Source organism: Rahnella laticis (genome assembly GCF_015644585.1).
Taxonomy (GTDB): domain Bacteria; phylum Pseudomonadota; class Gammaproteobacteria; order Enterobacterales; family Enterobacteriaceae; genus Rahnella; species Rahnella laticis.
The window spans coordinates 498,135-515,529 of sequence record NZ_JADOBI010000003.1 but is presented as its reverse complement, the minus strand read 5'-3'; the positions used below and the strand labels follow the sequence as shown (position 1 = coordinate 515,529).

14 protein-coding genes are annotated in these 17,395 nt (G+C 52.6%); 6 read left to right on the top strand and 8 right to left on the bottom strand.

Features of this window, described 5'->3' with window-relative positions:
• Positions 1-487 precede the first annotated feature (487 nt).
• Positions 488-1,360 (bottom strand): phosphorothioated DNA-binding restriction endonuclease, encoded by an 873-nt coding sequence (locus IV433_RS08580; protein WP_195813639.1) that lies wholly within the window; start codon positions 1,358-1,360, stop codon positions 488-490.
• 215 nt (positions 1,361-1,575) lie between these two features.
• On the opposite strand from IV433_RS08580, the gene IV433_RS08575 reads away from it, so the two are divergent.
• On the top strand, positions 1,576-2,409 hold the full coding sequence (locus tag IV433_RS08575) for an HNH endonuclease (protein ID WP_195813640.1): 834 nt from the start codon (positions 1,576-1,578) through the stop codon (positions 2,407-2,409).
• Positions 2,410-2,442: 33 nt separating this feature from the next.
• Here IV433_RS08575 and alsS read toward each other — a convergent pair whose 3' ends face one another.
• Positions 2,443-4,119: an acetolactate synthase AlsS gene (gene alsS / locus IV433_RS08570; RefSeq protein WP_195813641.1), complete on the bottom strand. Its 1,677-nt coding sequence runs from the start codon at positions 4,117-4,119 to the stop codon at positions 2,443-2,445.
• Positions 4,120-4,145: 26 nt separating this feature from the next.
• Positions 4,146-4,928: an acetolactate decarboxylase gene (gene budA, locus IV433_RS08565; RefSeq protein ID WP_165058910.1), complete on the bottom strand. Its 783-nt coding sequence runs from the start codon at positions 4,926-4,928 to the stop codon at positions 4,146-4,148.
• Positions 4,929-5,031: 103 nt separating this feature from the next.
• Here budA and IV433_RS08560 point away from each other — a divergent pair, with 103 nt between their 5' ends.
• Positions 5,032-5,904, top strand: a complete 873-nt coding sequence (locus IV433_RS08560; protein WP_195813642.1) for a LysR family transcriptional regulator — start codon at positions 5,032-5,034, stop codon at positions 5,902-5,904.
• A gap of 1 nt (position 5,905) precedes the next feature.
• Here IV433_RS08560 and IV433_RS08555 read toward each other — a convergent pair whose 3' ends face one another.
• Genes IV433_RS08555 through IV433_RS08545 form a run of 3 tightly spaced genes read right to left on the bottom strand, consistent with a single transcriptional unit; the run spans position 5,906 to position 8,226 of the window.
• Positions 5,906-6,406, bottom strand: a complete 501-nt coding sequence (locus IV433_RS08555) for an OmpA family protein (RefSeq protein WP_195813643.1) — start codon at positions 6,404-6,406, stop codon at positions 5,906-5,908.
• 15 nt (positions 6,407-6,421) lie between these two features.
• A complete protein-coding gene (locus IV433_RS08550; protein WP_195813644.1) occupies positions 6,422-7,702 on the bottom strand; it encodes a diguanylate cyclase domain-containing protein in 1,281 nt (426 codons plus the stop codon).
• A 2-nt stretch (positions 7,703-7,704) separates the two neighbouring features.
• Positions 7,705-8,226 carry a YfiR family protein gene (locus IV433_RS08545; RefSeq protein WP_326838651.1) on the bottom strand — a complete coding sequence of 174 codons (522 nt, stop codon included), beginning with the start codon at positions 8,224-8,226 and terminating at the stop codon, positions 7,705-7,707.
• A gap of 653 nt (positions 8,227-8,879) precedes the next feature.
• On the opposite strand from IV433_RS08545, the gene IV433_RS08540 reads away from it, so the two are divergent.
• The 4 genes from IV433_RS08540 to IV433_RS08525 all read left to right on the top strand — a co-directional run bounded on the left by IV433_RS08540 (position 8,880) and on the right by IV433_RS08525 (position 15,876).
• On the top strand, positions 8,880-10,163 hold the full coding sequence (locus IV433_RS08540; RefSeq protein ID WP_195813645.1) for an HAAAP family serine/threonine permease: 1,284 nt from the start codon (positions 8,880-8,882) through the stop codon (positions 10,161-10,163).
• Between the two features lie 110 nt (positions 10,164-10,273).
• On the top strand, positions 10,274-11,641 hold the full coding sequence (locus IV433_RS08535) for an L-serine ammonia-lyase (RefSeq protein WP_195813646.1): 1,368 nt from the start codon (positions 10,274-10,276) through the stop codon (positions 11,639-11,641).
• A 144-nt stretch (positions 11,642-11,785) separates the two neighbouring features.
• Positions 11,786-13,438, top strand: coding sequence for a dihydroxyacetone kinase subunit DhaK (locus tag IV433_RS08530; protein WP_195813647.1), 1,653 nt, complete (start codon positions 11,786-11,788; stop codon positions 13,436-13,438).
• A 179-nt stretch (positions 13,439-13,617) separates the two neighbouring features.
• On the top strand, positions 13,618-15,876 hold the full coding sequence (locus tag IV433_RS08525; protein WP_195813648.1) for a YgiQ family radical SAM protein: 2,259 nt from the start codon (positions 13,618-13,620) through the stop codon (positions 15,874-15,876).
• Here IV433_RS08525 and rhaM read toward each other — a convergent pair.
• Positions 15,851-16,165: an L-rhamnose mutarotase gene (gene rhaM, locus IV433_RS08520; protein ID WP_195813649.1), complete on the bottom strand. Its 315-nt coding sequence runs from the start codon at positions 16,163-16,165 to the stop codon at positions 15,851-15,853. The two genes, IV433_RS08525 and rhaM, sit on opposite strands and share 26 nt — an antisense overlap.
• A 57-nt stretch (positions 16,166-16,222) precedes the next feature.
• Positions 16,223-17,371 carry a lactaldehyde reductase gene (gene fucO / locus IV433_RS08515; RefSeq protein WP_195813650.1) on the bottom strand — a complete coding sequence of 383 codons (1,149 nt, stop codon included), beginning with the start codon at positions 17,369-17,371 and terminating at the stop codon, positions 16,223-16,225.
• Positions 17,372-17,395 lie beyond the last annotated feature (24 nt).

Sequence of the window (17,395 nt, the reverse complement as noted above, 5' to 3'; positions counted from 1 at the left end):
CCTGTGCGGAGGTGTTGAGCAGAGCGGTAGTATAAAATTCCATTTCGATGACTCCAGAAAATAGTGAGTTTGCTACCACTGGAGACGCTAAACCCATGGTGGTAGCTCAAACAGCGTTAGCGTTGCCGGTTTTCTGGATCCGGTGCTTTCGAAAAAGCCACTGCCTGAGCCACCATAATTTGGGTGAGTGCAGACCGTACCACATTTACTCTGTTTTCATAGAGTTGGTGGTACCAGAAAATGACAGAACGCTAATTCTGACTGCGGGTTTTGCCGCAGTGAGGAGAGACTACATCATGGGAATTTATACAGTAAGAAGAATTTTTAGGCAGTTTTCATTCTTGCGAGATGTCTTGGAAAAGGGGTGTAAATGAGATGAAATTCAAAGGCTCAAATGGCAATGAACCGTCTAATAATGGCTTCTGTCGTCGTTTGAATACATTGAGCAACGATGAGAAAAGAGGTGAAAGAATTATTTAAATTACACTCAAATACGAAATACTTCTCCGCGATGCCAATGCACGAACTGCTCAAGTGGATAATCTTCTTTATTTCTTGGAAGTAAAATTGATCGCCCTTCAAAATCCCAAAAAAGTTTATCAATTATCGGGCTACCATTCACTCCAGTAGAAATAAGCACTTTCATATTTTCATCAATTCCTATTACTCCCATGTCGAAGGCTGAGTGATGTAATGAACATAGAGCGAGTCCGTTAACCGTAATACATGGGCCTCCATATTGTTTCCATTTGATATGTGCAGCCTCTAAACCGACGGGAGTGCTGTCGTGTCGTAAATTATATCCACAAATTGCACATTGATAATTGTAGGCGCGCAAAATAGTTTGTCTAAAGTGAGGGTCGCGTGTTTTGCTGATATCCTCAATAAATAAGTCTAAACGATTGGCGACTAATTCTTGAACGCTCTCGGGAAATTGCTCACGTAATATTTGCAAGGCCAATTTGTTAACCAATAATGGCTCTCGATGCAACAATTCAAAAGCATCTTCATCAAAACCTCCCTTAACATCACGTTCAATAATTTCACGCTTTGGAGGTTCTTTGCTGCCTTTTTGGGGAGAACATAGATCGGCATTTTTTAACTCCCAGAAACCGTCTCCTTGTAAACGCCAAAAGGGCATAGTCGGGTAATGTTCTCGACGTTGTGGGCCAAAACTCTGAAGCAGATCTAACAATGGCCGATGAATTTCATTCCCGTAGTGAAATAATCTGCCATGCCCTTTTTTATATTCTGATAAAACATAGAGAAGTAACAAAGGCTTATGCGGTGCTCGCTGATCGCCTTTGCGCCAAACAGTCAAATTAGAGATCGCAGTTTGCAGCGTTTTACTGTTGAGCATGTAACTGTCCTCTCTAACAATTTCATTCATTGCGCACATGCTCGCAAAATCCAGCGACCAGAACAAGTGGCTCTTTCATGCCTAAATCCATCATTTCTCAGATTTATTTATCCTTTTTTGTGTTCAAACCATCCAAAATCCAAATGCATTCGTTGTAAGCAATCAAGATCGTCTTATACTTCCAACCTATTGATTCATGTAACAGGTATCGATAGATGGCGAATGAAGAGATCTGTGTTGTTCTCGCGGAGAATGATGATTCTAAGTGGGATGATAAAACTGGGGAACGCTACCATTTCCCTAAAATGTATAGAAAACATCTCAGCCCTGGGATGCGATTTGTTTACTATAAAGGTAAGTTAAAACCAGAGAATAAGGAGTTTGCTTCTCAGCGTTTATCAAAATTGCCTCACTATTTTGGTGTTGGGCGAATAAGCGACATCACTCCAGATGACGATGGACATTTTTATGCCACACTGACTGATTTTCAGGAGTTCGACAATGCTGTCATTGCCAAAAAGGATGATGGATATTACGAGGATATTCCTGAACGTCAAAAATCGAATTATTGGCGCCCAAGTGTTCGCCCAATCTCAGCAGAAATATTCGCAGATATTGCTGTCGCTGCCGCATTAACAGAACCACGCCAGATCATCGGTGATATCAAAAACGAAGATGTTCATATTGAAGATGAAACTGACGAAGAGTCTCTGATTTCTTATCAGGAAGGGAAAAAGTCTTCCAAGTTTGTCACGACTTATGAAAGAGACCAGAAGCTAAAAAAACGGGCCAAAGAGCTTCACGGTACAACCTGCTTTGCCTGCGGTTTCAATTTCGGTGATTTCTACGGTGAATATGCTAAGGACTTTATCCATATCCATCACGTCGTGCCGGTATCCGAATTTGGCGGGTCAAAGAATGTCGATCCTAAAAAAGATCTTGTGCCGGTTTGCGCTAACTGTCATGGGATTATTCATCGTAAAAAAGACCGAACGCTGTCTATTGATGAATTAAAAGCCATGATCGCCGCGAGCAAAAAAACGCCCTAACAAGGGCGTTTCTCCTCAGCGCATTATTCCCCCTTAAAACATCGCCCCCATCTCCAACTGTCCCATCAGCAACGCATTGTCACTGTAGTCCACCGGGACGGCGACGACGGCGGGGCCTTGTACGTCCATCGCGGCGCGGAGGGTGCTTTCCAGGGTTTCGGCGGAGGTGACGGCGAAACCTTTCGCGCCGAACGCGTCAGCGTACGCTTTGAAATCGATCGGGCCGAACTGGATGCCGGAGGTGCGCTGGTATTTTTTCTCTTCCTGGATGGCGACCATGTTGTACGCCTCATCCACCCAGATGATGTGCAGCAAATTCACGCCCAGCCGGACGGCGGTTTCCAGCTCCATGCTCGATTGCATAAAGCCGCCGTCGCCGGAAACGGACACCACTTTGCGGCCGGGATCGACCAGCGCCGCGCCAATCGCCCACGGCAGCGCGACGCCCATAGTTTGCTGGCCGTTGGAAATCAGCACCTGACGTGCGCGGAAGCTGTAAAGGTAACGGGCGATCCAAATGTGGAAACTGCCCATGTCGACGCATAACGTGACGTCGCTGTTGACGATGTCCTGCATCGCGCGCACCAGCCGCAGCGGGTGGATGGCGAACTGGTTCAGGCTCCGGCCTTTTTGATCCAGCAGTTCGCGTTGCTGGCGGCGGTCTTCCAGAATCGCGATGGACGAGGTGCTCAGCACGAAATGCTGCTGGATTTGTTCGGTCAGCAGGTCGAGCGTATCGGCGATATCGCCCACCAGTTCGACTTCCGGCAGATATTCGCTGTCCGTTTCGGCGGGCATCACGTCGATATGCACCAGTTCGGCATTCTCGTTATTCCACTGCGCCGGTTCGTACTCGACCGGGCTGTAGCCGATGGTGATCACCAAATCGGCATTGCGCAGCAGGCGGTCACCGGCCTGATTATTGAATAAACCCACGCGCCCGGCGAACCGGTGGAACGACGCCTGATCGATAACGCCGGCGGCCTGATAAGTACTGGTGACCGGCAAATCGCTTTTGTGCAGCAGACGGCGGATTGCCGCCGCATTACGCGGCTGGCTGGCCATCAGGCCGAGCAGCAGCACCGGGTTTTTGGCCTGATTTAACAGACGCGCGACCTGCAAAATGGCGTCGTGCGGCGCGCTGCCCAGAACGGGCGGCTGTGATGTCAGCAGTTTGCCGTTGGCGGGTTCGTTGACGATGTCCATTGGCAGGCTGATGAATGCCGCGCCCGGACGCCCGAATTCGGCGGCGCGAAAGCCGTTTGCCATCACTTCGGCCAGCGCGGAAGAGGAGGTCACTTCCGCAGAATATTTGGTTACCGGGCGGAACATCGCGACGGTATCCATCGTCTGGTGAACCTGTTTTACGTGGTCGGCACGTTTTACCGCGCCGCCGAGTGCGACCAGCGGATCGCCTTCTGATGTCGCCGTGGCGACGCCGGTGATGAGGTTGGAACAGCCGGGGCCGGACGTCACCAGCGCGACGCCCGCTTTGCCGGTCAGGCGGCCGACGGCACCGGCCATAAAGGCGGCGTTGGCTTCGTGGCGCACCGGAATGGTGGTGATGGTGGAGTCGATCAGGGAATCAAATACGCGGTCGATTTTTGCGCCGGGAATGCCGAAGACATGTTTTACGCCCTGTGCTTCAAGCTGAGCGACTACCAGATCTGCGCCGCATTTCCATTCGATTTTAGGGTCTGAGTTTTTCATGGTGTTTTCCTTTTACCTGCGGGCTGTTAACTCTCAACGGACTGAATCGCATCGTTTAAATCATCGGGATTTAAATCGGCATGCAGGAAATCGCTGTCCTGCGGGAAGTCGATCAGCAGCTTTTCAACGGTGCCGAACGTGAGCACGCCGCTCTCAACCTGATAATCCAGAACATGGCCGCCGCTGCTGCGTTCCTGATTAATAAAGTGTTCGTGATAGCCCGCCACATTGATGCCCTGCATATACGCCGGGGTCAGAAAACCAATCAGCACGCCCTGGCTGTGCTCGATGTGAAAGGTTGGCTGGGCCTCGATGGCTTCCAGCATCGGTTTATACGGGCGCTTTTGTTCCGGCACGGTGCGCGTCTCCACGCGGCTGAATTCACCGTCGATGCGCAGCGCACAGAAGGTGTTCTGGCTGGCCACGGCGCGGTCAATCACCGCGTGGATCTGCTCGCGGGTGTGGGGTTTTTCAATCAGGTATTCATTCGTAGGATTAAAGAATGTCATCACCGCGAACGGCGTTTTTTGTTCGGGCAGGGCGCGTCGTGCGCTGCCGTCGCCACGTAACTGGAAGATATTGCTATTAAAAGCAATCAGTTCTCCGTCGAGATGGTTAAAGGTACCGAGGCCAAAATCGCCGTGTTCCAGCAGGTCGGCCATGGTGGTTTCGCCTTCGTAGACGCCGCTGAGCAGGGCACTCATCAGGGATGACTGGTACAAGACGCGGTCGGGATGTCTCTGGGTAAACGCTGAGGCGGTGCGGGCGAGTTCGGCAACGCAGGAACAGGAATCAGAATGGGTTTTCATGCAGGAAGCTCCGGTCGAATGATTAACTTATCTGATTAAAGGTTGACGCGATTCAGCCAGAAGTTCCAATATGACGAGGTGTTCACTTTGAGACGTTTTTGATATGGAACTTCGTCATCTGCGCTACTTTGTCGCGGTAGCAGAGACGGGCCACTTCACCCGTGCTGCCGAACAACTGGGGATCTCCCAGCCTCCATTGAGCCAGCAAATCCAGCGGCTCGAACATGAAATCGGAACCCCTTTACTCAAGCGTCTGACCCGTGGCGTCGAGCTGACCGAAGCCGGAAAAGTGCTCTACGACGATGCTCAGACCATCATCAAACTCACCGATGCCGCCCTTGAAAGAACCCGTGCCGTGGCGCGCGGAATCAACGGGACATTGCGTATCGGCTTCGCCACATCGACGGCATTTAACCCGCAGGTTTTTGCGCTGCTGCACCGCTTTCGGGATAAATATCCGGGCATCGTGCTTGAGCCGCAGGAAAAGGATATGGCGGGGCTGATGACCGCAATGGGCGAGGGCGCGCTGGACGCGGCATTTATTCGCCTGCCTTGCGAGCGCAGTAAAGACTTCAGTTTTAAGGTGCTGGATATCGAAGAAATGATGGTGGCGCTGCCGAAAAAGCATCCGCTCAGCCAGGAGAAAGAGGTGCGTCTGGCGGCGCTGCGGCACGATACGCTCATCACTTTCCCGCGGGATTTATCGCCGGGGTTGTACGACGCGGTGACACAGGCGTGTGAAGATGCGGGTTTTACGCCGCGCTACGGGCAGCAATGTCCGCAAATTACGTCGTCGCTGAGCATGGTGGCAACAGGATTTGGTTATGCGCTGGTGCCGGCGTCTCTCAGTAAGATTGATGAGACTAACGTACGATGTCTGCCCCTGGCAGGGCAGACATTAACCACGCAGATAGCGCTGGCCTGGCGACGTACGGATAACTGCAAGGCCGCGCTGCATCTGGTGGGGTTACTCTAAATTACACCACGATAATCACAGAAACCCGGCGGTTCTGCGCGCGCCCGGCCTGCGTTTTATTGCTGGCAACCGGCTGGCTCTGGCCTAATCCACGGGTATGGATATTGGCGCGCGGCATTCCGGCGTCGGCAAAGGCGGCGGCAACGGTATTGGCGCGGCGCAGCGACAGATCATTGTTGTAGCTGGCGTCGCCGTAGTTATCGGTATGGCCGTCGAGGTTCACTTTATTCAGGCCAACGTGCAGAAGTTCGCCCGCCAGTTTTTCCACCGACTGCTTACTTTCAGCGGAAAGTTTGTCCTGATTATTGCCAAACAGAACTTTGGCATCCAGGCCGAGTTCCCAACCGGCATCCGTTTGGGTGAAGCCATTTTTTTGCAGAACCGCGATTTGTTCCGGGGTTAATCCGGTCACTGGTTTGGCCTGGCAGGCCGCCAGGAAAATAATGCAAAGTGCCATTCCGGCATACTGGCACCAGGTTTTGAAACGATTGTTATTATGCATGTGTGTTAACTCCTTTTAGTCTTTCATCACGACAGGAAGCGGCATTCCTGAAGAAACATGCCAGCAACTGCCGGATATCTTTTTCGAGCGATACATCGCTTCGTCGGCTTTTTCGAGCAGTTCTTTCGCGCTGTTCGCCTGCGAAGGCGACAACGCAATACCGATACTCAGGGAAACATCCAGTGTCTTGTTATTGAGCAGGATCACCGGCGTTTTCATGATGTCGACAATCCGCTCGGCGAAGGCCACAGCTTCTGCCGTGGAAATCATCGGATCGAGCAGGATAGCAAACTCATCGCCCCCCAGACGCGCCAGCACATCGCCCTGACGCAGCGTTTTTGCCAGCCGTTCGCCGATCACCATCAGCACACGGTCCCCGGCGGCATGCCCCAGCGTGTCATTGATCTCTTTAAAGTTATCGACATCAATAAACAGCAGAGCCAGCGACAGAGGCGGACGCATCGGGTTGAAGCACTGATTTAGGGTATCAATAAAGAACGCGCGATTATGCAGACCCGTCAATCCATCGTGCAACGCTTTTTGTGTCAGCGAACTGTTTTCGTTACGCATATGGTTTTCCCAGGCTTCCAGCTCGGTCAGCAGGCTGTTGAAGTCCTGGCTCAGCGTATGCAGCTCGACAATCGGGGCGGACGGTACGCGCAGATTGAAAGAGCGGTTAGCGCTCACTTCGTGCGTAACATGCGTGATGTGGCCAAGCGCATCGACAATCCCTTTCTGCATCCGGCGCGAAAAATACAGTGCGACCAGCGCCGTCAGCACCAGACAACCCAGCAGGCTGAGCACCGTTTCCAGCAGGAAACCAATCAGGCTGGTGCCGTTACCGGCGAGCCAGATGGTGCCGATGACGGAACCGGAGTGGATCACCTGCGTGGTAATCGGCTCCGGGAAGGCGAGATGCCCGACGAACTGGCCGAGCTTGTCCCAGTTGGTGTTGATCGGGCGCTGCCATTCCGTGAATGTCGCACCGGCAGGCGTCAGGATTTTCGCCTGCGTAAAATCACCGCGCTTGGCGATGAACTCCAGCGAGTCGTGTGCGGCCGCCGGATCGTTAAAGACCAGTGCGGCTTCCGTGGTGTAGCCAATCGCGCGCGCCGTCAGCTCAAGGTTGCTTTGGGCATGCGAACGCAAAGCGATCAGGGCCAGCAGGGTGAGTAAAAAGCCTGCCAGACCAATCGCCGTCACAATAACAATCACATGGATTCTGTTCAGTGCGGCGCTCAACGTCGTGCGCGGGCTCTGCTGTTCTGTGTCAGGAACAGGAATTTTATTTTCCATGGTCACTCCTTTTCCCTGGCAAGTTGTAATACGGCGGGATTAACCCGTACGCCGCTGCGGGACAGCGTATCCAGATTCAATTTAAAACCGGTGTGTTGAGCGGTAATCACCAGACAAAATGAGTTCAGTAATGCGCAGGCATCATCCTGTTCGCCAATGGTCAAAATCGAATGCCCTTCCAGGCGCTGGTGTAAATCGGTTTGCTGTGCGGCGGTTGTACTGCCGGAATAAATGGCGTTGCACTCCGACGTCAGCAGCGGGCTGTCTATCGGAAGGGTTAAAACCTTGAGGGATCTGCCGGAAAATGCGCTGCCGTCCGGCGTTAATTGCGCGGCATATTTTACCGGCGGAATGATGCACAGCGTCAGCGCCGAAGAGGCGGTGCCGTCGGGCCAGCGCGAATAGCTGAGAATGCCGTTGACCGTCTGCGCGACGGCGGCGTTCGTGGCCGCATCACCGGTTTCTGCCACACTGGGCGCCAGCGGAACGGCCAGAAGCAATGTCAGCAGCGCAAAGCCAGTCACAGCCTTCAAAAAACGGCGGGAATGAGTCTTCACTGACAGGCAAAAAAGAGTTCGGGCTTTTCCCATTGAGTCGCTCAGCGTTTTCTTCCGGTTGAAATTATTTCTCCGGAATAAGAATAACTTTATCGGCATGAGTTCTGAAAGCGTCAATAAGAAATTTTTCATCTTGTTACGCCGCTCGCTTTGTTCCGAAATTTTTACACAAGGCAGGCAAACGGCGCATCCTGAAGCAGGGGTAATGATTTTGGTTCGAAGGTTGTTTGTTTTTTAGCCAGTTCAGGGCGACCTGAAACGGCGATAAATAATACACTTTGCTGGCAATTCAACCGTTATTTAAATAATAGTCACGTGGATAACAAAATATGACAAAAAATAAATGTTATCGGAATCACTAATTGATGAATTTAAATTGCAGGAAATGTTAATGATTTTGAATTTAAAGGAATATCAGGCGGAAATATTTAGTTATTCGTGATCATGATCTCAAAGCCAGGTTGTTCACCAGATTTTTATGCTGCTGATAGGTATCATGCCCGCATTAATGGTATGTTTTATCCGTCAGGGTGGTTTTTTTGATGACGGGTGCAGTAAAAAAAACATCAACCATTCCTGGGGAAAACGGAATTATTTTTATAATTAGGTACTGAGGAATCATGGATAATACAACAATCGGGACGCTGTCTAAAAAATCGGTAAGTTCCTGGCGTAAAACTGACACCATGTGGATGTTAGGCCTCTACGGAACGGCAATTGGTGCAGGTGTTCTATTTCTTCCTATTAATGCAGGGATTGGCGGTTTAATTCCGTTAATCATCATGGCAATTCTTGCCTTCCCAATGACTTTCTTTGCTCACCGCGGATTAACACGCTTTGTATTATCCGGTAAGAATGCGGGCGAAGATATTACGGAAGTTGTTGAAGAGCATTTCGGTATTTCAGCCGGAAAGTTAATTACCCTGCTTTATTTCTTCGCCATCTATCCCATCCTTTTAGTTTACAGCGTGGCCATTACCAATACGGTTGAGAGTTTTATTACTCACCAGATGCATATGAATGCGCCACCGCGTGCATTGCTGTCATTGGTTCTGATCCTCGGCTTAATGACGCTGGTACATTTCGGGCAGGACATGATCGTGAAAGCGATGAGCATTCTGGTCTTCCCGTTTGTTGCCGTGCTGATGGCGCTGGCGCTGTACCTTATTCCTAACTGGAACACGTCGGTATTTGAAAACGTGTCTCTGTCCGGTAACGGCGTGGGTCACGGCATGCTGATGACGCTGTGGCTGGTCATTCCGGTGATGGTGTTCTCCTTCAACCATTCCCCGATTATCTCTTCTTTTGCTGTCGCAAAACGTAAAGAGTATGGCGAAGACGCTGAGAAAAAATGCTCCCGTATTCTGGCATTTAGCCACATCATGATGGTGCTGACGGTGATGTTCTTCGTCTTCAGCTGCGTCCTGAGCCTGTCTCCGGAAAACCTGATGGAAGCTAAAGCACAGAACGTTTCCATTCTGTCTTATTTAGCTAACCATTTCTCTAACCCGGTGATTGCTTATATCGCGCCATTTATTGCCTTTATCGCGATTACTAAATCTTTCCTCGGCCATTATCTGGGCGCGCGTGAAGGTTTCAACGGTATGGTGATTAAATCACTGCGCAGCAAAGGAAAAACAATTCCTCTGCCAGCGCTGAACCGTTATACCGGTATCTTCATGTTATTAACCACCTGGTTAGTCGCAACGCTGAATCCAAGTATTTTAGGCATGATTGAAACACTGGGTGGCCCGATTATTGCGATGCTGTTATTCCTGATGCCGATGTATGCCATTCGCAAAGTGCCTGCGATGAAAAAATACAGCGGTCATATCAGTAACGCATTCGTGGTTATTATGGGGCTGATTGCCATGTCTGCGATTGTATTTAGTCTGATGGGTTAATTCATTCAACAGTCATATCCGGTGAGCGGATTTTATTCCGCTCACTGCTTCTGTTTTATCCACCGTCATCTTTATTTATTCCTTAATCCTATTCAGACATGGAGTCTACCGTGATCAGCGTCTTCGATATTTTCAAAATTGGTATTGGTCCTTCCAGTTCGCATACTGTCGGCCCGATGAAAGCCGGGAAAATATTCACTGATGAACTTATCTCTTCAGGCCATATTGACCAGACAACCCGCGTTTCTGTGGATGTTTACGGATCGTTATCGTTGACCGGTAAAGGTCATCATACTGATCTGGCTATCATTATGGGGCTGGCCGGTAATATGCCGGATGACGTTGATATCGATGCGATCCCCGGTTTTATACACCAGGTGGAAACTTCCGGTCGTCTGATGCTGGGCAAAGGGGCGAAAGAAGTGGATTTCCCGGCCGGTTCAGGCATGAATTTCCACACCAGCAATTTGCCGTTGCATGAAAACGGCATGTCCATCAGTGCTTTTAATCGTGATGAACTGCTGTATACCCGGACTTATTATTCTATTGGCGGCGGTTTTATTGTCGAAGCCAGCAAATTTGGCGTGCAGGATGAAAACCCGGTCGTGCGCCCGTACCCGTTCCGTTCGGCCAGCGATCTGCAAAAACATTGTACGGAAACCGGCCTGTCGCTGTCGGCGCTGATGCTGAAAAACGAGCTGGCGGGGCATACCCGTAACGAAATCAGCGATCACTTTGCCGCCATCTGGAATGTGATGAGCGAAGGGATCACCCGCGGTATTCATACGGAAGGGTTATTGCCTGGTCCGATGAAAATCAACCGTCGTGCGGCGGCTCTGCGTCGCATTCTGGTGACGCAGGATAAAAATAACGTCGATCCGATGGGCGTCGTTGACTGGATCAACATGTACGCCATGGCGGTGAATGAAGAAAATGCCGCAGGTGGCCGCGTGGTGACTGCGCCGACTAACGGCGCGTGCGGGATTATTCCGGCGGTTCTGACGTACTACGATCAGTTTATCCGCCCGATCAGCCCCGATTCCTACAGCCGTTTCTTCCTCGCGTCGGGTGCCGTCGGCATTCTGTTCAAAATGAATGCGTCGATTTCCGGTGCTGAAGTCGGTTGTCAGGGTGAAGTTGGCGTGGCCTGTTCCATGGCGGCGGCAGGTCTGACCGAGCTTCTGGGTGGCAGCACCGCGCAGGTCTTTATGGCGGCAGAAATCGCGATGGAACACCATCTCGGGCTGACCTGCGATCCGCTTGCCGGGCAGGTTCAGGTGCCGTGCATTGAACGAAATGCGATTTCAGCGGTGAAAGCCGTTAACGCCTCGCGTATGGCGCTTCGCCGCACCAGCGAGCCGCGCGTTTGCCTCGATAAAGTCATCGAAACCATGTACGAAACCGGCAAAGACATGAACTCGAAGTACCGTGAAACCTCAACAGGTGGTCTGGCGATCAAAGTTTTAGCCTGTAATTAATCCTCTTTTTACCTCATTTCTGAAAAGGCGGGAAACCGCCTTTCCCGCTCCCCTCGCGCATTTTCCCTGTGTTATGTTTTGAGTTATCTATACTTTTTCATTACCTCTACACACCTGGAAAACAGTTAAAAGGAAAAGCTCTGCATGTCTAAATTTTTTATGAATGACCGCAAGACCCTGATTAACGATGTGATCGAAGGGGTGATCCTGACCTCTCCCTACAAAAATCTGGCGAAGCTGGACGTGGATCCGGCAATCCGCGTCGTTGTGCGCCGCGACTGGGATAAGAAAAAAGTCGCGCTGATTTCCGGCGGCGGTTCCGGACATGAACCTGCGCACGTCGGTTTTGTCGGTAAAGGGATGCTGACGGCGGCGGTGTGCGGCGAAGTGTTTGCTTCCCCGAGCGTTGATGCGGTGCTTAACGCCATTGTTGCGGTGACCGGGAAATCGGGCTGCCTGCTGATCGTCAAAAACTACACCGGCGACCGTCTCAACTTTGGCCTGGCGGCAGAAAAAGCCAAAGGCATGGGATACAACGTCGAACTGGTGATGGTGTCTGATGACATTTCCCTGCCGGATAACAAACAGCCGCGCGGCATCGCGGGCACGGCGCTGGTCCACAAGATTGCCGGTTATGCGGCCGAGCAGGGCAAATCCCTGAAAGAAGTGACCAAGATTGCCCAACAGGCTATCGATGCGACGGCCAGTATCGGCGTGGCGGCAGCCGGTTGTAACCTGCCCGGCGGCGGGGAAGATGAAGAAGAACAGCGCATCGAGTCCGGCCACGTTGAGCTGGGTTTGGGCATTCACGGCGAGCCGGGCGTGTCGACCATGAAAACCCAGAACAGCAAAAAAGTGATTGATACGCTGGTCGGAAAGCTTCAGGAACATGTGAAGAAAAGCGACAAACTGGCGGTGCTGGTCAATAACCTCGGTGGCGTTTCGCCGCTGGAGATGAATCAGCTGACCAAAGAGCTGGTGCATTCCGCGCTCGGCGGTTCAATCCGTTATCTGATTGGCCCGGCGTCGCTGGTCAGCGCGCTGGATATGAAAGGTTTCTCGCTCTCGGTGATTGCGCTGAAAGGCGGCATCGAAGAAGCATTGCTGGCAGAGGTTGAAGCGTCCGGCTGGCAGCCGCTCGTGAAACTGGAAAAACTGGCGACCCAAAAAGGTAAGAAGATCAGCGAGAAGAAAGTCGCGAAAGCCTCGTCTAACGCCGCGGTCGGCAAAATTGTCGAAACCATTACGCAGACGCTTTCTGACCTCGAAGATGAACTGAACAAGCTGGATGCTAAAGTAGGCGACGGTGATACCGGTTCGACGTTTGCCAGCGGTGCGCGGGATATTCAGAAACAGAACAAAGGCAAAAAACTGCCGCTGAACAATGTGGCCGATCTTCTCGGCGTCGTCGGCGATCGTCTGGCCGTCGTGATGGGCGGATCCAGCGGTGTACTGATGTCGATCTTCTTCACGGCGGCGGGCAAAAAAGTGGCTGAAGGCGAGAAGTTGCCGAAAGCGCTGCTGTTTGGCCTGGAGCGGATGAAACATTATGGCGGCGCCGATCTCGGCGATCGCACCATGATCGACGCGCTGCAACCTGCGCTGGAAGCATTAGGCAAAAAAGAGGCGCTGAAGGGCGCCGCCAAAGCTGCAGCCAAAGGCGCAAAAGATACCGCCAGCATGAAGAAAGCCAACGCCGGTCGTTCTTCATATCTCAGCAGCAACAGCCTGAAAGGCGTGAAAGATCCGGGCGCGGTCGCTGTCGAAAAAGTGTTCGAGGCACTGGCGAAGAAATAACGTTGTCATTGCGTTGAGAAGTCCTAAAAACAAAAGGCTTGCGGGGAAACCGGCAGGCCTTTTTTACACTCAAAACAAAAACTGATCTAAATCAAATCTGAGTGATTTGCCCGCCCGCCGAAATTGTAGCCCCCGTATAATTTGCGGCCAATTATTTGCCGTCGAACGAAGAACCTCCTATGCCAATCAGTCTGATCCAACCCGATCGCACATTGTTTTCTTACCCTCGCTACTGGGCCGAATGTTACGGCACAGCGCCGTTTTTCCCGATGACCCGGGCGGAAATGGATGAACTTGGCTGGGACAGTTGCGATGTGATCGTGGTGACCGGCGATGCGTATGTTGATCACCCGAGTTTCGGGATGGCGATCATCGGCCGCATGCTGGAAGCGCAGGGGTTCCGCGTGGGGATCATCGCGCAGCCGGACTGGACCAATAAAGACGATTTTATGCGGCTCGGGAAGCCGAATCTGTTTTACGGCGTGACCGCCGGAAATATGGATTCGATGATCAACCGTTACACCGCTGACCGGAAATTGCGCCATGACGATGCGTACACGCCGGGCAATGTCGGCGGCAAACGCCCCGATCGCGCGACGCTGGTTTACACGCAGCGCTGCAAAGAAGCCTACAGCGATGTGCCGGTTTTACTTGGCGGCATTGAAGCCAGTTTGCGGCGTATCGCGCATTACGATTACTGGTCCGATACCGTGCGGCGTTCGGTGCTGGTGGATTCCAAAGCTGACATGTTGATTTACGGCAACGGCGAGCGCCCTCTGGTGGAAGTGGCGCACCGGCTGGCGGCGGGCGAGTCGATTGCAGATATTCACGACGTACGAAATACCGCCGTGATGCGCAAAACAGCGCTGACTGGCTGGAGCGGGGTCGATTCCACGCGGCTCGATAAGCCCGGCAAAATTGAGCCGATCATGAACCCGTATGGCGAGGATTTGCCCTGCTCCGAAGGGGAACTTCCTGCGCCGGATGCGCCGCAGCCGGTTACCGTTCGTGCGCCAAAGCCGAAGCCGTGGGAGAAAACCTACGTTCTGCTGCCGTCGTTCGAAAAAGTGAAGGGCGATAAAGTGCTGTACGCCCACACCTCGCGTATTTTGCACCACGAAACCAATCCGGGCTGTGCGCGGGCGCTGATGCAAAAACACGGCGATCGCTATGTGTGGATTAATCCTCCGGCGATCCCGCTGTCCACGGAAGAAATGGATGAAGTGTTTGGCCTGCCGTTCCAGCGCGTGCCGCATCCTTCTTACGGCAAATCCACGATCCCGGCGTATGACATGATCCGTTTTTCGATCAACATCATGCGTGGTTGCTACGGCGGTTGCGCATTTTGTTCGATCACTGAACATGAAGGGCGGATCATTCAGAGCCGTTCGGAAGAGTCGATCGTGCGTGAAATCGAAGAGATCCGCGACAGCGTGCCCGGCTTTACCGGCGTGATTTCCGATCTGGGTGGCCCGACGGCAAACATGTATATGCTGCGCTGCCAGTCGCCAAAAGCGGAACAAAGCTGCCGCCGCGCGTCCTGCGTTTATCCTGAAATCTGTACGCACATGGACACCAACCATGAGCCGACCATCAATCTTTACCGCCGCACGCGCAGCCTGAAAGGCATCAAGAAAATCCTGATCGCCTCCGGCGTGCGTTACGATCTGGCGGTGGAAGATCCGCGTTATATCAAGGAGCTGGCCGAACATCACGTCGGCGGTTATCTGAAAATTGCGCCGGAGCACACCGAAACCGGGCCGCTGTCGAAAATGATGAAACCGGGAATGGGCAGCTATTACCGGTTCAAGGAGCTGTTCGACAGCTATTCCAAACAGGCCGGAAAAGAGCAGTATCTGATCCCGTATTTCATCTCCGCCCATCCGGGTACACGCACGGAAGATATGATCAATCTGGCGCTGTGGCTGAAGAAGAACCGCTTCCGGCTGGATCAGGTGCAGAACTTCTATCCGTCACCGCTCGCCAGCGCGACCACCATGTATTACAGCGGTAAAAATCCGCTCGGCAAAGTGGATTATAAAAGTGAGGACGTGGTGGTGCCGAAAGGCGATCGTCAGCGTCGCTTGCATAAAGCGTTGCTGCGTTATCACGATCCGGTGAACTGGCCGGTGATCCGCGAAGCGCTGACGGCGATGGGGTTGCGCCGCCTGATCGGCATCCGCCCGGATTGCCTGGTGCCTCCGGACGGCTTTGATCCGAAATTTACGCCATCACGTTCCGGGAAAGACAAACCGGCCGCGACGCGTTTCACCGGATCCAAAGCGCAAAATCCGGCGAGCGGAAAAGGCAAATCCACCGAGTTCCGTGCAGGGAAAAAACCGGCGGCGGCCAGACCGGCTCAGGGGAAAAACGGTCAGTCTGCCGCGCAGGAAAAAAGCGGGGAACAACGGGTTAATCGAGGTAAAAGACCGGCTTAAGATCGCTGCTGATCGGGCTGTTATCGGCATTGGCAGGCATCACGTCTGCCATATGCTTCCACCATTGCTGGCAGATTTCCGTCTTCGCCACGGCGTTCCATCTTTCTTCTGATTCAATCTCCACATACCCGAACAGCAGGTTACGTTTTTCATCGAGAAAAATGCTGTAGTGGTGCGCGCCGTGCGCTTTCAGGGTCTCCGCCAGTTCCGGCCAGATCGGCGTATGCCGCCGCTGATATTCCGCATGCGCATTCGGGTTGACCTGCATAACGAAGGATTTAAGGATCATTCGAATTCTCCTGGTTTGGTTTTCTCCCTCCCCTGCGAAGGGGAAGGAGAAAAGAAGTCACATCGCTTTCATGTAAAGCTCGCGCACTTCTTCGCTCGTTGCGGTTCCCGGGTTGCACGGCGCGCAGGGGTCAGCCAGGGCTTTGTCGAGCCAGCCTTCTATGTCGGCTTCGACTATGCCTAATGCTCTGAATCCTGATGGAATTCCCACTCTCGCTGACAAATCCCGGATCGCTTTAATCGCCGCAATGCTGGCCTGCGTTTCGCTGATGCCCTGCGTATTCACGCCCATGGCGCGTGCGATATCGGCAAAACGGTGCGGGGCGGAAGCACGGTTAAATTCTTCCACGACCGGCAGCAGAATGGCATTACAGACGCCGTGCGGCAGATTGTGCGTCGCGCCCGGCTGATGCGCCAGCGCATGCACTAATCCCAGCCCGGCGCTGTTAAACGCCATCCCGGCCAGATATTGTCCCTGCGCCATTTTCTCGCGCGCTTCAATATTATCGCCATGATCCACCGCTTCTGGCAGCCATCGGGTGATGGTTGAGATCGCCGCCAGCGCCGTCGGATCGGTCAACGGATGCGCACCGACAGAAACATAGGCTTCGATGGCGTGCGTCAGGGCGTCCATACCGGTGGCCGCAGTCACGTCTGCGGGGATCTTCAGCATAATCGACGGATCGTCCACCGCGATATCCGGGATCAGATTTGCATCGATAATGACTTCTTTCACCTGACGCTGGCTGTCGATGATCACCGCATTACTGGTCAGTTCCGCAGCGGTACCGGCCGTGGTGTTGACCGCCACCAGAAATACGCCCGGTTTCGTTACTTTGCCGACGCCGGAATAAATCGTCACCGGCCCCGGATTGGCTGTCAGGATTTTGATGCCTTTTGCGGTATCAATCGGGCTGCCGCCGCCGAAACCAATCAGGTAATCGCAATGATTTTCCTGATACTGACGGAAACCTTCGTCTACGTGTGCGGAAGTCGGATTAGGCACCACGCCGCCGTATAACGCATACGGCAGTCCGGCGGTTTTCAGTGCGGAGAACAGGCCATCGAGCAGACCTAACTCGACCAGCTGAACGTCGGTGACGATCAGCGCTTTGCCCGGTTGTTTTGTCGCCAGCATCGCAACCATATCGCTGATCGCGCCATGGCCGTGGAGGCTGATTTTAGGTAATGCCAACATAAAGCTCATATAAAATCCCTCTTCTATTTTATT

Bases quoted from the DNA above. Each gene is read 5' to 3' on its own strand.
- IV433_RS08580 (WP_195813639.1), bottom strand. From the start codon at position 1,360: ATGCTCAACAGTAAAACGCTGCAAACTGCGATCTCTAATTTGACTGTT.
- IV433_RS08575 (WP_195813640.1), top strand. From the start codon at position 1,576: ATGGCGAATGAAGAGATCTGTGTTGTTCTCGCGGAGAATGATGATTCT.
- alsS (WP_195813641.1), bottom strand. From the start codon at position 4,119: ATGAAAAACTCAGACCCTAAAATCGAATGGAAATGCGGCGCAGATCTG.
- budA (WP_165058910.1), bottom strand. From the start codon at position 4,928: ATGAAAACCCATTCTGATTCCTGTTCCTGCGTTGCCGAACTCGCCCGC.
- IV433_RS08560 (WP_195813642.1), top strand. From the start codon at position 5,032: ATGGAACTTCGTCATCTGCGCTACTTTGTCGCGGTAGCAGAGACGGGC.
- IV433_RS08555 (WP_195813643.1), bottom strand. From the start codon at position 6,406: ATGCATAATAACAATCGTTTCAAAACCTGGTGCCAGTATGCCGGAATG.
- IV433_RS08550 (WP_195813644.1), bottom strand. From the start codon at position 7,702: ATGGAAAATAAAATTCCTGTTCCTGACACAGAACAGCAGAGCCCGCGC.
- IV433_RS08540 (WP_195813645.1), top strand. From the start codon at position 8,880: ATGGATAATACAACAATCGGGACGCTGTCTAAAAAATCGGTAAGTTCC.
- IV433_RS08530 (WP_195813647.1), top strand. From the start codon at position 11,786: ATGTCTAAATTTTTTATGAATGACCGCAAGACCCTGATTAACGATGTG.
- IV433_RS08525 (WP_195813648.1), top strand. From the start codon at position 13,618: ATGCCAATCAGTCTGATCCAACCCGATCGCACATTGTTTTCTTACCCT.
- rhaM (WP_195813649.1), bottom strand. From the start codon at position 16,165: ATGATCCTTAAATCCTTCGTTATGCAGGTCAACCCGAATGCGCATGCG.
- fucO (WP_195813650.1), bottom strand. From the start codon at position 17,371: ATGAGCTTTATGTTGGCATTACCTAAAATCAGCCTCCACGGCCATGGC.